The 13,411-nt window shown below is 57.3% G+C and carries 11 protein-coding genes; 6 read left to right on the forward strand and 5 right to left on the reverse strand.

Annotation, left to right across the window (positions count from 1 at the left end):
- The 5 genes from VQ830_RS08690 to VQ830_RS08710 form a co-directional block, all read left to right on the forward strand.
- A partial coding sequence (locus VQ830_RS08690; RefSeq protein ID WP_337267704.1) for a hypothetical protein occupies window positions 1-314 on the forward strand: 314 nt, incomplete at its 5' end.
- A gap of 62 nt (window positions 315-376) precedes the next feature.
- Entirely contained in the window at window positions 377-1,324 is a 948-nt protein-coding gene (gene lhpI, locus VQ830_RS08695; protein ID WP_337267705.1) for a bifunctional Delta(1)-pyrroline-2-carboxylate/Delta(1)-piperideine-2-carboxylate reductase, read from the forward strand.
- A 1-nt stretch (window position 1,325) separates the two neighbouring features.
- The gene (gene hrpB / locus VQ830_RS08700) at window positions 1,326-3,779 is read left to right on the forward strand and encodes an ATP-dependent helicase HrpB (RefSeq protein WP_337267706.1); all 2,454 of its coding nucleotides are present in this window, start codon (window positions 1,326-1,328) and stop codon (window positions 3,777-3,779) included.
- A 22-nt stretch (window positions 3,780-3,801) separates the two neighbouring features.
- A complete protein-coding gene (locus tag VQ830_RS08705) occupies window positions 3,802-5,112 on the forward strand; it encodes an ActS/PrrB/RegB family redox-sensitive histidine kinase (protein WP_337267707.1) in 1,311 nt (436 codons plus the stop codon).
- Between the two features lie 56 nt (window positions 5,113-5,168).
- A complete protein-coding gene (locus tag VQ830_RS08710) occupies window positions 5,169-5,747 on the forward strand; it encodes an ActR/PrrA/RegA family redox response regulator transcription factor (protein WP_337267708.1) in 579 nt (192 codons plus the stop codon).
- A gap of 86 nt (window positions 5,748-5,833) precedes the next feature.
- Here VQ830_RS08710 and VQ830_RS08715 read toward each other — a convergent pair whose 3' ends face one another.
- Window positions 5,834-6,328: an MmcB family DNA repair protein gene (locus VQ830_RS08715; RefSeq protein ID WP_337267709.1), complete on the reverse strand. Its 495-nt coding sequence runs from the start codon at window positions 6,326-6,328 to the stop codon at window positions 5,834-5,836.
- Between the two features lie 169 nt (window positions 6,329-6,497).
- Here VQ830_RS08715 and VQ830_RS08720 point away from each other — a divergent pair, with 169 nt between their 5' ends.
- Entirely contained in the window at window positions 6,498-7,178 is a 681-nt protein-coding gene (locus VQ830_RS08720) for a L,D-transpeptidase (protein ID WP_337267710.1), read from the forward strand.
- A gap of 111 nt (window positions 7,179-7,289) precedes the next feature.
- Here VQ830_RS08720 and VQ830_RS08725 read toward each other — a convergent pair whose 3' ends face one another.
- The 4 genes from VQ830_RS08725 to hslU all read right to left on the reverse strand — a co-directional run bounded on the left by VQ830_RS08725 (window position 7,290) and on the right by hslU (window position 13,409).
- Window positions 7,290-9,458 carry a malate synthase G gene (locus VQ830_RS08725; RefSeq protein WP_337267711.1) on the reverse strand — a complete coding sequence of 723 codons (2,169 nt, stop codon included), beginning with the start codon at window positions 9,456-9,458 and terminating at the stop codon, window positions 7,290-7,292.
- A gap of 80 nt (window positions 9,459-9,538) precedes the next feature.
- Window positions 9,539-10,942 (reverse strand): cytochrome P450, encoded by a 1,404-nt coding sequence (locus VQ830_RS08730; protein ID WP_337267712.1) that lies wholly within the window; start codon window positions 10,940-10,942, stop codon window positions 9,539-9,541.
- A 47-nt stretch (window positions 10,943-10,989) separates the two neighbouring features.
- Complete coding sequence (locus tag VQ830_RS08735) at window positions 10,990-11,937, reverse strand: DUF1402 family protein (RefSeq protein WP_337267713.1); 948 nt, start codon at window positions 11,935-11,937, stop codon at window positions 10,990-10,992.
- A 164-nt stretch (window positions 11,938-12,101) separates the two neighbouring features.
- On the reverse strand, window positions 12,102-13,409 hold the full coding sequence (hslU, locus tag VQ830_RS08740) for an ATP-dependent protease ATPase subunit HslU (RefSeq protein WP_337267714.1): 1,308 nt from the start codon (window positions 13,407-13,409) through the stop codon (window positions 12,102-12,104).
- Window positions 13,410-13,411 lie beyond the last annotated feature (2 nt).

Here is a 13,411-nt window from a genome sequence, read left to right on the forward strand (position 1 = left end):
GTCTCCAACAAGTCCCAGCTCAAAAGCCAAAACCCGCACAATCAGCAATCCAGCCAATCAAGGAAACAAGATACAAAGGCAACAACCGCTTGCAGCGCCCGCCGCCCTCGTCAGTGAGCGGACTTATAGACCCACCCAAGCTAATCAGTCAACACCTACCCCAAAAGTTTTTTGACATTTTTTTTACAGGGAAAAGCAAACTGCCCAGGACCACAATAAGTCTGAAGGCAGAACGCGACGCCCAGTGTGAGGCAGAGAGAGACCCCAATGCCTTGGCCTTCATTGCGGATTTGATTTTCATTTCCTCGGCATAGTCAAGCGCTATGTCTAACGCTAGGGTTTAGCGACATGGAAAGAAGCGTTTGGAGCCTGCGTAATGCTTTTGTTGGACGAGACACAGACCCGAGACTTGTTGCCCTGGGAGGGTTTGATCGATGCTCTGGCCTTGATGTTTCAGCAGGGATGCGTCGCACCGCTGCGCGCGCATCATAGCATGGAACTGCCGAATGAAAGCGATGCCGTCCTCCTGATTATGCCGGCCTGGTCGCCCGGCAAATATTCAGGTGTTAAAATCCTTTCTGTCTTCCCCGACAATCATCGCCGGGCCTTGCCGGCAATCCACGGAACTTACTTTCTTTCCTCCGGTGAAACCGGCAAACCGCTTGCCATCATCGATGGCGGCGAATTGACGGCGCGGCGGACAGCAGCTGCCTCAGCGCTCGCGGCGCGCCATCTTGCCCGCGTGGATGCAAGACACCTTCTAGTCTGCGCGACGGGAAGGCTTGCTGCGAACCTTGTCCAGGCCCATGCGGCCGTGCGGCCGATCGAGCGCGTCACTATATGGGGGCGCAATCGACTGAAGGCCAAAGAGGTTGCCTCGGACATTGAAAAGCTCGGATATGAGGCCGGCTTTACCGAAGATCTGGAGGCGGCAGCCTCTGAAGCAGACATCATCTCCTGCGCGACTTTGGCCAAAACGCCGTTTCTTCGGGGCGAATGGCTGAAGCCGGGGGTTCATGTGGACCTTATTGGCGCCTTTGCGCCAGATATGCGCGAAAGTGACGATGAGGCCGTCCGACGGTCGCGCATTTTCGTCGATACCCGTGAGGGAGCTCTGCACGAAGCCGGTGACCTTATTCAGCCGCTCCAAAGCGGGGTCATACAAGCTGAAGCGATCCAGGGTGAATTGCGCGAACTTCAGGCAGGCTCGGTGCGCGGCCGCACAGCATCAGACGAAATCACCCTTTTCAAATCGGTTGGCGCCGCGCTGGAAGACCTTGCGGGCGCGATATTTGCTTATGAAAACGCCGTTCGCAGAGCCTGAAATGCCCGTGCTTCCACACTTACCGGTCTCTGACGTCTTGCCCCAGATTGCCGAAGCGCTCGGCGTTGAAGGTCGCGCTGTCGTGTCCGCGCCGCCCGGCGCGGGGAAAACAACGCTGGTCCCTCTCAGCCTTCTCGATTGCGCGTGGCGCGGCGATGGGCGGATCATCTTACTGGAGCCGCGGCGGCTGGCGGCGCGCACTGCGGCAAACCGGATGGCGGCCCTGCTAGGCGAAACAGTTGGCGGCACCGTCGGCTACCGAATGCGCCTCGACAACCGTGTTTCGAACCGCACGCGCATCGAGGTCGTGACCGAGGGCGTCTTCGCGCGCATGGTTCTCGATGATCCTGAGCTAAGTGGTATTTCGGTGGTGATCTTTGATGAATTTCACGAACGCTCGCTGGACGCCGATTTTGGTCTGGCACTGGCGCTTGATGTCCGCTCTGCACTTCGAGAGGATCTTCGGGTGCTTGTGATGTCTGCAACGCTTGATGTGGAGCAAGTTGCGGCTCTGCTGGGCAGACCACCTGTCATCGAAAGTATGGGGCGCAGCTTTCCGGTCGATATCCGCTACCGCGAAAGGCCTGCCGGTGAACGGATCGAGGATGCGATGGCGAAAGCAATCCTTGATGCTTTGCACGATGAAGAAGGTTCCATCCTCGCATTCTTACCGGGGCAGGCGGAGATTCGACGTACGGCGGAGCGGCTGGAAGGGCGCCTGCCAAGCCAGTCGGTCATTGCGCCTTTGTACGGCAACCTTGATCAGAAAGCCCAGGATACTGCCATCCAGCCGGCGCCCAACGGGTTTCGCAAGGTCGTCTTGGCAACCTCGATTGCAGAAACGTCGATCACGATCGATGGGGTCCGAGTGGTAATCGACAGCGGATTGCAACGTGTGCCGGTCTTTGAAGCGTCCACTGGAATTACACGTCTAGAGACGGTTCGCGTGTCGCGCGCTTCGGCCGACCAGCGCGCGGGGCGCGCTGGTCGAACCGCACCCGGCATTGCAATTCGCCTGTGGCACGCCGGACAAACGGCAGCACTTGCGGCATTCAGCACGCCGCAGATCCTTGCAAGCGATCTGTCTGGTCTCGCGCTTGATCTCGCCCATTGGGGCGTCAAGGACGTCGCCAGCCTTGCCTTTTCCGATGCCCCGCCTGAGACGACCCTGAAAGAAGCACGAGCACTTCTTGTGAAACTCGGCGCTCTCGATAGTGCAGGCGATCTCACCGAAAGAGGCAAGAAAATGCGCGAGCTCGCTTTGCTCCCGCGTCTTTCTGCGATGGTCGTTTCGGCGTCCGAAGAAGGTTATGCAAGGGATGCAGCACTTCTTGCGGTGCTTCTGACGGAGCAGGGCCTTGGCGGCGATTCGATCGATCTTGACGAGCGGCTTCGCAGGTTTCGTTCAGCCTCGGGCGAGCGCGCTGATGCCGCACGGGGGCTCGCCATGCGGATTGCCAAGAGCCTAGCCACACAAGACGTTCATAAGCCGACAACGGCAGGGCGTCTTCTCCTGCATGCCTTTCCCGATCGAGTCGCGGTCCAGCGTGGCGGACGGGGGCGCTTCGTCATGGCAAATGGTCGTGGCGCCGAGCTTGCCGAGACGGAGATGCTGGCAGAACGAGACATGCTGGTGATTGCGGATCTGACGGGGCGAGCGGCCCAGGCGCGAATTTTGGCCGCTGCAGAAATTTCCGGCGATGATTTGCAAACGGAACTGGCCGATCAGATCGTCGATGAAGACCGCGTCTTTTTGGACGAAGCCAGCGGCGATATTCGGGCGCGTCGGCTGCGGCGCTTCGGTGCCATCGTTCTTGAAGAAAGACCGCTTCCCAAACCATCAGGGGCCGCCGTGGTGAAGGCCATCGCGGAGGCTGTCCGGCAAAGAGGCCTCGAACAGCTTCCGTTTTCCAAAGAGGCGATGCAACTGCGAGCGCGTGTGAATTTCCTTCGTCGGACGGCCGGAGAACCCTGGCCGGATCTGAGCGACGAAGCCCTGCTCGATGCTTTGGACGATTGGTTCGCTCCATTTCAGAACGAGGCGCGAAGCCTTGCCGCAATCTCTGTCGGCGGGCTTACAAACGGGCTTCAGTCTCTTGTCCCCTATAATCTCCAGCGGGAGCTTGATCGTCTTGCACCGACGCATTTCGATGCCCCCAGCGGACAGCGCCACCCGATCAGCTATGAAAGCGAAGACCCGACGCTTACGATCAGGGTGCAAGAACTGTTTGGACTGAAGGAACACCCCCGGGTCGGTGCTGGCATACCTCTTCTCCTCGAATTGACATCGCCTGCCCACAGACCCATCCAGACGACGCGCGATCTTCCGGGATTTTGGGCCGGCTCCTGGAAAGACGTGAGGGCCGATATGCGAGGCCGTTATCCGAAACATCCTTGGCCCGAGCGGCCCGAGGATGCGCTTCCAACCCATCGCGCGAAGCCGCGCGGCACGTAACAACAGGAATAGCGGAACGGCCATGGCCGACAATGTGGAAAACAAGCCGCGCGAGGAGCGCAACAACAGCCGTCCGTTACGGCTTCAAACCCTGATTCGCCTGAGATGGCTCGCGGTTTGCGGGCAGTCCGTTACCGTCTTCATCGTGGCGGCCTGGCTCAACTTCCCTTTCCCCGTTTTCGGCTGCGGCATCCTCATCGGCTCACTGGCGCTCGTCAACGTCTATCTGGCCGTTCGTTATCCCGCTACCTATCGCCTCACTCCGGCATCGGCCGCCGTGTTGCTTGCCTTCGACCTTCTTCAACTCTCTGCGCTCTTATTTGTGACAGGCGGACTTTCCAATCCTTTTGCATATCTTGTTTGCGTGCCGGTCATCATCTCCTTTGCTTCACAGCCGGTTCGCTACAGTGCCGTGCTCATTGGGATCGCAATGATCTGCGTCACGGTCCTTGCGGTGTCTCCCTTTCCCCTGCCCTGGTATGAGGGCATCCAAGTGAGCGTCCACAGCGTCATGCAATTCGGCGTTTGGTGCTCCATCGCCTCAACGATGATCTTTGCTGCCTTTTATACGTATAGAGTGTCGATGGAGGCCAATCAGCTGGCGGACGCGCTTGCCGCGACCGAACTGGTGTTACAACGAGAAAAACATCTATCCCAACTGGACGGTTTGGCGGCTGCAGCAGCACATGAGCTCGGTACGCCGCTTGCCACCATCACCGTGGTTGCCAAGGAGATGGAGCGGGAATTGCAAAATGACGACCGCTTTCGCGAAGACGTGCAGTTGCTGCGCAGTCAAAGCGAGCGCTGCCGCGATATCCTGCGGCGTTTGACCAGTCTTTCGGCCGAAGGCGAGCGTCATATGAGCCGGTTGAATCTGTCGTCGATGATAGACGAGGTGCTGGCGCCGCATCGCGACTCTGGAAAGGAGCTTGAGCTTGTCGAGCGCAGTCCTCGCAAGGGCGAACCAATCATCGAGCGCAATGCCGGCATGATCTACGGGCTCGGCAACCTCGTAGAGAATGCTGTCGATTACGCGGAAAGAAAGGTGACGGTAACCGTCAGGCACGATGCTCAACATGTGATCATTACGATCGAAGACGACGGCCAAGGTTTCGCTCCCGATATCTTGACCCGCATTGGAGAGCCTTACGTGACGAAGCGGCAGAAGGAAGATATCGCAGGAGGCCTTGGCCTTGGCCTTTTCATCGCCAAGACTTTACTGGAGCGTTCCGGTGCGACACTTGATTTCAGCAACCGCGACCCCGAGGCGGCCGGCGCTTGCGTGCGTGTCGAATGGCCGCGCTTTCTGCTGGATAGCAATTCGACAAAGTGACTTCGACTGCTTAGATAGAACGAAAACAAAACAACAAAAGAAGCGAGGTTGGCGCCATGAACGCCCTGAGCGAAGACAAACTTCTCAATCATTCGGCAGAGGAAATCGGACCCGACGCAACCCTGCTAATCGTCGATGATGATGGCCCATTTCTGCGGCGCCTGGCGCGCGCGATGGAAAGCCGCGGTTTTGCGGTTGAAACGGCCGAATCTGTTGCCGAAGGTGTGACAAAGGCAGTCAACCACCCTCCGAAATTCGCGGTCGTGGACCTGCGTTTGGGGGATGGCAACGGACTTGATGTCATTGACGCCATTCGCCAACGACGCGACGATACACGGATGATTGTCCTCACCGGTTACGGCAACATCGCAACCGCCGTTACGGCCGTGAAGCTCGGCGCTGTCGATTATCTTGCAAAGCCTGCCGATGCCGACGAAATTTATGCCGCCTTGACACAGCGGCCAGGTGAAAAGGCGGAACTGCCTGAAAACCCGATGTCGGCAGATCGCGTGCGCTGGGAGCATATTCAGCGTGTTTACGAGATGTGCGAACGCAATGTTTCCGAGACGGCAAGGCGCTTGAACATGCACCGCAGGACATTGCAGCGCATCCTCGCCAAACGCGCGCCGAAATAAGGCGTGCTTTGGCTGAAGAGTCGATTACCTTGAACCGTTCGAGGACGGTAAACGCCGAAGCTACGATAGCGCTTCCATAGCCGCACCTACGTTTCGTCGATGCCGAGCGATCTGCCGACCGCCCATTCTGCCATCATCAACCGCTGAGCCGCGGTGCGCGAAAAACTCAGCGTCACTGCCTTGCGTGTTGCAGGTGGCAGGCGATGTTCCGGCGCTTCTCGTATTGCATGCGCATTATACCCGTCCGACAGGAACAGTCCGCAATCCTCCGGGAAAATATCAAGCGGTACATCGCGATGGGTTGCGAAAAACAGGCGATCGCAATGGGCACGATAATCGGGCCATTTCCGGTCGACGCGGAAATCCTCAATCGACGTCTTGATCTCGATGATCCAAATCTCGCCCTTTTCGGAGAGCGCCACGAGATCTGCGCGGCGCCCGCTTGCAAGAGAAAGTTCGGGAAGAACGGCAAAGCGCATCTCGTTGAGGAGAACCTGCACACCCTTCCTCACCATCATGGCGCGATCCGACTGACGTCCGTCGATCAAGGGATTGTTATTTGCAAAACTTAAAATTGTCATCTCAGTCCATCGGGATGCATTGTTGCAAAAAAACAATGCGCCTTCAATTTGCATGCGGGAGCCCTGTCGCGTCGCAGCATCGACTTGCAAAGCAGAGACTAATCGAAAATAAACTGAATTCAAGGATCGTCGGAGTTTACGATCTCCCCTCACCTACTAAGAGAAGACCATGTTGAGACGCAAAGCCCTGACCGTTGCCGGCCTTGTCGCAACGATTGCGATGAGCATTTCCAGCCCAAACATTGCCGCCGCGCAGCCAATCAACGGAATTGGCTCGGCTCTTCAGTCGACAGAGACGTTCAGCGACTCTTACGGCGTCGTTCAAGATGCGGGTTTTGCTTTGCCGGCAATCCCAATCCAGCGCGTTAAGCCGGAGTTCCGTCGCCAGATCGTCTCTTACGAGAGCAGCGAACGCCCTGGCACGATCATCGTCAATACGCGCGAACGGCATCTTTACTATATCCTGTCCGACGGTAAGGCCGTTCGATATGGCATCGGCGTCGGCAAGCAGGGCTTTGCATGGTCGGGCACAGCTTATGTCGCCTGGAAGCAGGAATGGCCGACATGGCATCCGCCAAAGGAAATGGCAGTTCGGCGTCCTGATGTTGCAAAATATGTCGAGGGTGGCATGGGCCCCGGCCTCAGCAATCCGCTGGGCGCTCGCGCCATGTACCTTTTCAACGACAAGGGCCAGGACACGTTGTTCCGCCTGCACGGAACACCGGAATGGGCTTCCATCGGTACGGCCGCTTCTTCGGGATGCATTCGCCTGATGAACCAGGACGTGATCGATCTCTACAACCGCGTTCGTCCAGGCCGGACAACTTCCAAGGTTATCGTGATCCAATAACTGGATCCATATTGGCAAAATTGAAGATGGCCGCGGCGGTGCTGCGGCCATTTTGCTTTGATCTACATTCCTACAGCATATGCGGGCAATGCAGTTGCCCTCGCTTGTCGATCACGCGCCTGCAGACGCTTTCAGTTCGCGGCGGCGTCGGTGCAGAACGGGTTCGGTATAACCATTTGGCTGCTGCCTTCCCTGCAGTACCAGTTCAAGGGCGGCTTGGAACGCCACAGACTGATCGAAGCGTCCAGCCATGGGCCGGTAGGCACGATCGCTTTCATTTTGCCGATCGACCACGGCCGCCATCCGCTGCATGGTGGCGATTACCTGTTCTTTCGAGATGATACCGTGGTGCAGCCAGTTCGCGATGTGCTGTGCGGAAATCCGCAAGGTGGCGCGATCTTCCATCAATCCGATATTATTGATGTCCGGAACCTTCGAACATCCAACGCCCTGATCGATCCAGCGCACAACATAGCCAAGAATGCCTTGAGCGTTGTTATCGAGTTCGTGCTGGATTTCTTCCGGCGTCCAGTTTGGGCGCGTGACCACCGGAACAGACAGAATATCGGAGAGCTTCGCCCTCTGACGGGCGCGCAAGGCAGCCTGTACGTCCTCGACATCAACCTTATGATAGTGTGTCGCATGCAGTGTGGCAGCAGTAGGTGATGGAACCCAAGCCGTCGAAGCGCCGGCCTTTGGATGAGCGATTTTTTGCTCGAGCATGGCTGCCATCAGATCCGGCATGGCCCACATGCCTTTACCGATCTGCGCGTGACCGGACAGCCCACACTGAAGTCCAACGTCGACATTCCAATTTTCATAGGCAGCTATCCAAGCCGCTTGCTTCATATCGCCCTTCCGCACCATAGGGCCAGCTTCCATCGACGTATGAATTTCATCGCCCGTACGATCAAGGAAGCCGGTGTTGATGAAGACGACTCGCTCACGCGCGGCACGGATGCTTTCCTTGAGGTTGACGGTCGTGCGTCGCTCCTCATCCATGATCCCCATCTTAATTGTGTTGCGCTCCATGCTCAGAGCATCCTCGACGCGGGCGAAGATTTCTGACGCGAAGGCAACCTCGTCAGGTCCATGCATCTTCGGCTTCACGACATAAAGAGAGCCGGCCCTGGAATTGGCATGGCGTCCTTTCGGTCCGATATCGTAAAGCGCGATCAAGGCGGTGATCATCGCATCCATAATGCCTTCCGGCACCTCCTGACCTTCTTGGTCGAGGATAGCGGGGTTGGTCATCAAATGGCCGACGTTGCGCACCAGCATGAGAGAGCGCCGATGAAGATCAAATGTGCTGCCGTTGGGCTTCGTATAGGTGGTGTCAGGATTGAGCGTTCGGATGAAGCTTCCGCCAGACTTGACGACCTCTTCCTGCAGGTCGCCCTTCATGAGGCCAAGCCAGTTCCGATAAACGACGACCTTGTCGTCTGCGTCGACCGCGGCAACGGAATCTTCGCAGTCCATGATCGTGGTGATTGCCGATTCCAGACGAATGTCTGAAATGCCTGCGGCATCACTTTTGCCGATCTCTGTCGTCGGATCGATAGCGATTTCAATATGGAGATTGTTGTTTTTCAGAAGCAAGTGGCTGAGCGTCGACCCATTTTGAAGGTAACCGGCAAATTGATCTGCATCGCGAAGCCCCACTTCGCTGCTCGATGTTCCGATGATAAGAAGCCCACTTCGAACCGAGAGCGACGTGACATCTGTCCAGCTTCCGGCCGCAAGCGGCACGGCTTGGTCTAGAAACTCACGCGCCCACGCAATCACTTTATCGCCGCGCTTGGGGTTGTAGGCTTTTCCCTTTTCCGCGCCGTCGGCTTCGGAAATGGCATCAGTGCCGTAGAGTGCGTCGTAAAGCGAGCCCCAGCGCGCGTTCGCGGCATTCAGCGCATAGCGCGCATTCATAACCGGCACGACAAGCTGAGGGCCTGCAATCACCGCAATTTCCGGATCAACCTTCGTGGTGGTTACGCTAAAATCTGGCCCCTCGGGCAATAAATAGCCAATCTCACGGAGCAAAGCTTCATACCGGTCGTGATCCTGAATGGAGCCGTTTTGGCGATACCAGGCGTCGATTTTGGCCTGCATTTCATCGCGTTTATCCAGAAGAGCTTTGTTCTTGGGAGCGAGATCATGAACGATCTTCGAAAACTCCGCGAAAAAACGCGACTCATCGATCGAGAGCCCCGGCAGCACTTCCTCTTTCAGAAAGCTGTGAAGGACCTCTTCGAATTGCAGACCGTTTCTGTCGATGCGAGCCATGGAAGCCTCCCCGGCATGTTTGATCTCGGGCGCGTTGCCTGCGCACTTACGTCCTAGTGAATCCGTGAGCTCAGGTAAAGTTAGACTGACGACGAAGCGGTACGCCTTGTGACGAACATCGGCAAGCCATGTTGCGGTTGGGTCGTCAGCTTCTGCACCGGCCATGCCTGCGTGCCGGGCGTTACGTCGAAGCGATAGCGCTGCATCAAGACCGCTAACGCTATCACCGCCTCCTGCAGGGCAAAGGTGGCTCCGATGCAGACCCGGGGGCCTGCCCCAAACGGCAGGAATTGAAAGCGGCCGATCTTGCCTCTGTTCTCCGGCAAAAATCGCTCCGGCATAAACGCGCGCGGCTGCTCCCAGTACAGTTCGTGGCGGTGCAGGGTCCAGGGCATAATCAGGACGGTGGTGCCCGACTCTATCGTCACGGTTTTGCCTTCAGGGCTCGTCCACCTGTCATCCGTGATGGCTTCGCGGTTGATAGAGGGAGCCGGCGGGTAAAGCCGCAAAGCCTCCTCGAAGGCAGCGCGTGTGTAAGGCATCAAATCGAGCCAGTCGACGGGGGCGGCATCGCTTGCAAGGATACGATCGATTTCCTCTTCCATTGCTGTTCGGATATGCGGGCTGTTGGCGACGCAATATAAAGTCCATGCGAGTGCTCGCGCCGTCGTCTCATGTCCTGCACCGATGAAGGTCATGATATTGTCTTCGATCTCGTCATCGGTGAGACCGTCGGGACCTGCTTGCTCAAGCAAAAGTGTCAGAAAATCGTCGGGCGCTGCGCCGCGATCGCGCCGCATAAGGCTGCGTCGCGCCTCCATGGTATCATGAACGATGCCGCGAAATTTCGAGAGTACCTTCTGGCCGCCAATGCGCGTCACGCGCGGCACCCATGGCGGCGCACGCAGGAGATCCATCGGATCGACACGCCCCATGCGGTGCAGCAAGGCGTTGACATCGTCGGCGAAATTTTCCGAAGAAACGATTTCGCCTGAAAACAGCGTATCTGCGAGAATGGCGAAGGTCATCTCCGACATGTCGGCAGCAATGTCGAACACCGTGCCCGGCTGAACATCGTATTTTGCAACATATTCTCGCGATTGCCGAAGCATCTGATCTGCGAAACCACGCGCGTGACGCGGCGTGAATACCGGCGCAACGGCTTTGCGCGAGCGCTTCCATGTCTGCCCTTCAGCTGTCAGCAGTCCGTCGCGCAGAATTGGCCGCAGAACGAGTTGGCGGATGACAGCCATTCGATAATTGGCCGCGTTATCGACGAGGACGTGACGGATGAGGCCGGGATCGTTGACGATCACGGTGACTTCGCTGAAGAAGCGCGTCTTGATCCACGGAAGCGTGAACGAGGGTTCGCCCCAGAGTTCGAGGGGATTTCGAAAGATCGTCCTGATGATTTCCAGCCGGCTCGGCGGCACTGTGCGCGGCACCGGCGCCGGGGGCACGAAGGGATCCGGACGCATATCCATCGAAACTGCCTTTCAGGGAAGAATAAAACTTCCCGACCAGCAGGAAGTTAGAGCAGGCGCCTTAGGTCGTCCAGCTTATCGTTGATCAGCCAGCCGTAGTAGTTTTCTTCAGGCAAGACTGTTTTACCGCCGCTTTTGTTCCGCGCCGCCAATGCCGCTGCGCGCTGCCGCGAATTGCCGACATTATAAAGCGTGGCCGTAATGCCTGGGTTTTTCGAAATATCCATCCCGGCGATCTGTTTGTAGTCGTCGATAGAGCGGCGGATTGCCGCAGCGATGAAAGCCAGCGAGATATCGGGATCCATGATCGCTTTATAGACGCTGCCGGCATCCTTTTCGTTCAGCTTATCATAGCCGGAAACTTTATGAACAAGATCGGTCAGCATGAGAGCTGTCAGAGGATTGACCTGACCAAGACCAAAAGTCTGTCCTGCATAGAAGGGCTGGAAGAAGACGGCACTGAACCGGTTGTTCGGAAAGCTCTTGCCGTCAACTGTTTTGCCGCGGAAGTCCTCATCCCAAACGTCTTCACGGCAATTCCACAATGTGTAAGAATCTGTTTTGCCAGCGCATTTGGCGAATTGCGGACGATTGACGAAGGTTTCGACGCTTTCCCCTTGATAGGCGAAGCGGAAGTTTTCCCCCGCATAAGACGCCGCCTTGACATAGTATGATTGCAGTCGGTCATAGGCGTCGACGTTATATGTGTGCTCGCCAACCAAGGCGCCGACGATGTGAATAGGATCAATGTCGTATGCGGCAGCCGTTTTCTTGATCTTTGCCATCAAGGCATGGTCGCTCGCCAAGAGATCGCGGATCTTCTCGTATTTGCTATCGAACGTGCCTCTTGTTCCCTTGGTCCTTCTGACGGAAGCGCCGGGAACGGGCGGCTGCTCGGCGTTGCGGTTGCCGGGTGGAACAACCTCAAGAGCAAAGGAAGGAAATGCGGCAAACAGGGCAACGGCGATGGTCAGGCTTGTCAGAAGGCGGCGCACGGCTTGCATCCCAGCGGTTCGTTCATGATTTACGCAAGGCAGTGAACCATGATCATGGCCGAAAAATGCCCCGCGCCGGCAATATCCAAGCTTTACTAGAACAGCGCGCAGCTGCTGTCGAGGTGACGCCGCCGCAATCCCAGGCAATTGCGGCGGCGCTTCTTTTAGAGGATGAAGCGGGACAAGTCCGTATTGTTGGCGAGATCGCCAACGTGCTTGCGTACATATTCGGCATCGATGGTCGTCGACGTGCCGCCTTTGTCCGGCGCATTGAACGAGATTTCGTCCAAGACACGTTCCATCACGGTCTGGAGGCGACGCGCGCCGATGTTTTCGACAGACGAGTTAAGATGAACGGCGACGTCCGCCAGTGCATCGATGGCATCGTCTGTGAAATCGAGCTGAAGGTTTTCGGTCTCCATCAGGGCCCGGTACTGCCGGATGAGGCTTGCTTCGGTTTCCGTCAGGATCCTGCGGAAATCTTCCTTGCTGAGCGGACGAAGCTCGACGCGGATCGGCAAACGACCCTGAAGTTCCGGCAGGAGATCCGACGGCTTTGCCACATGGAAGGCACCTGATGCGATGAAGAGGATATGGTCGGTCTTCACCGGTCCATATTTGGTCGATACCGTTGTGCCTTCGACCAGCGGCAGAAGATCGCGCTGAACGCCTTCACGTGAAACACCAGCACCGACGCCGCCATCGCGCGCCGCGATCTTGTCGATCTCGTCAAGAAAGACAATGCCGTCGTTCTCGACAGAGCGCACGGCCTCGCGCTGAATGACTTCGTTATCAATCAGCTTATCCGACTCATCACGGATAAGATCGGTGTATGAGGCCTTGACGGTCGTGCGGACTTTCTTGGTGCGACCACCCATGGCCTTGCCGAACATGTCCGACAGGTTCAGCACACCGATATTGGCCCCCGGCATGCCCGGAATTTCGAAGCCTCCCATGCCGCCACCGGTGTCGGCGACTTCGATATCGATTTCCTTGTCGTCGAGCTCACCATCGCGCAAGCGCTTGCGGAAGGTTTCGCGCGTGGCGGGCGAAGCGGTCGCGCCAACCAGCGCATCCAAAACCCGTTCTTCAGCGCTCATATGTGCCTTCGCCTGCACTTCGGCGCGCTTCTTGTCGCGGACAAGGCCAATGCCGATCTCAACGAGATCGCGGATGATCTGTTCGACGTCGCGGCCGACATAGCCGACCTCGGTGAACTTCGTGGCTTCAACCTTGATGAAGGGCGCGCCTGCGAGCTTTGCCAGACGGCGGGAGATTTCCGTTTTGCCGACACCTGTCGGACCAATCATCAGGATATTCTTTGGCATAACTTCATCGCGCAGGCTCGGATCGAGCTGCTGACGCCGCCAGCGGTTGCGCAGCGCGATGGCGACAGCGCGTTTTGCATCATGCTGGCCGATGATATGGCGATCAAGTTCGGAGACGATCTCTCGGGGAGAAAAACTAGTCATTC

Source organism: Oryzifoliimicrobium ureilyticum, assembly GCF_037199735.1.
Taxonomy (GTDB): Bacteria; Pseudomonadota; Alphaproteobacteria; order Rhizobiales; family Rhizobiaceae; genus Rhizobium; species Rhizobium ureilyticus.

Bases quoted from the DNA above. Each gene is read 5' to 3' on its own strand.
- VQ830_RS08715 (WP_337267709.1), bottom strand. From the start codon at position 6,328: ATGACAATTTTAAGTTTTGCAAATAACAATCCCTTGATCGACGGACGT.
- hrpB (WP_337267706.1), top strand. From the start codon at position 1,326: ATGCCCGTGCTTCCACACTTACCGGTCTCTGACGTCTTGCCCCAGATT.
- VQ830_RS08710 (WP_337267708.1), top strand. From the start codon at position 5,169: ATGAACGCCCTGAGCGAAGACAAACTTCTCAATCATTCGGCAGAGGAA.
- hslU (WP_337267714.1), bottom strand. From the start codon at position 13,409: ATGACTAGTTTTTCTCCCCGAGAGATCGTCTCCGAACTTGATCGCCAT.
- VQ830_RS08730 (WP_337267712.1), bottom strand. From the start codon at position 10,942: ATGGATATGCGTCCGGATCCCTTCGTGCCCCCGGCGCCGGTGCCGCGC.
- VQ830_RS08705 (WP_337267707.1), top strand. From the start codon at position 3,802: ATGGCCGACAATGTGGAAAACAAGCCGCGCGAGGAGCGCAACAACAGC.
- VQ830_RS08725 (WP_337267711.1), bottom strand. From the start codon at position 9,458: ATGGCTCGCATCGACAGAAACGGTCTGCAATTCGAAGAGGTCCTTCAC.
- VQ830_RS08720 (WP_337267710.1), top strand. From the start codon at position 6,498: ATGTTGAGACGCAAAGCCCTGACCGTTGCCGGCCTTGTCGCAACGATT.
- lhpI (WP_337267705.1), top strand. From the start codon at position 377: ATGCTTTTGTTGGACGAGACACAGACCCGAGACTTGTTGCCCTGGGAG.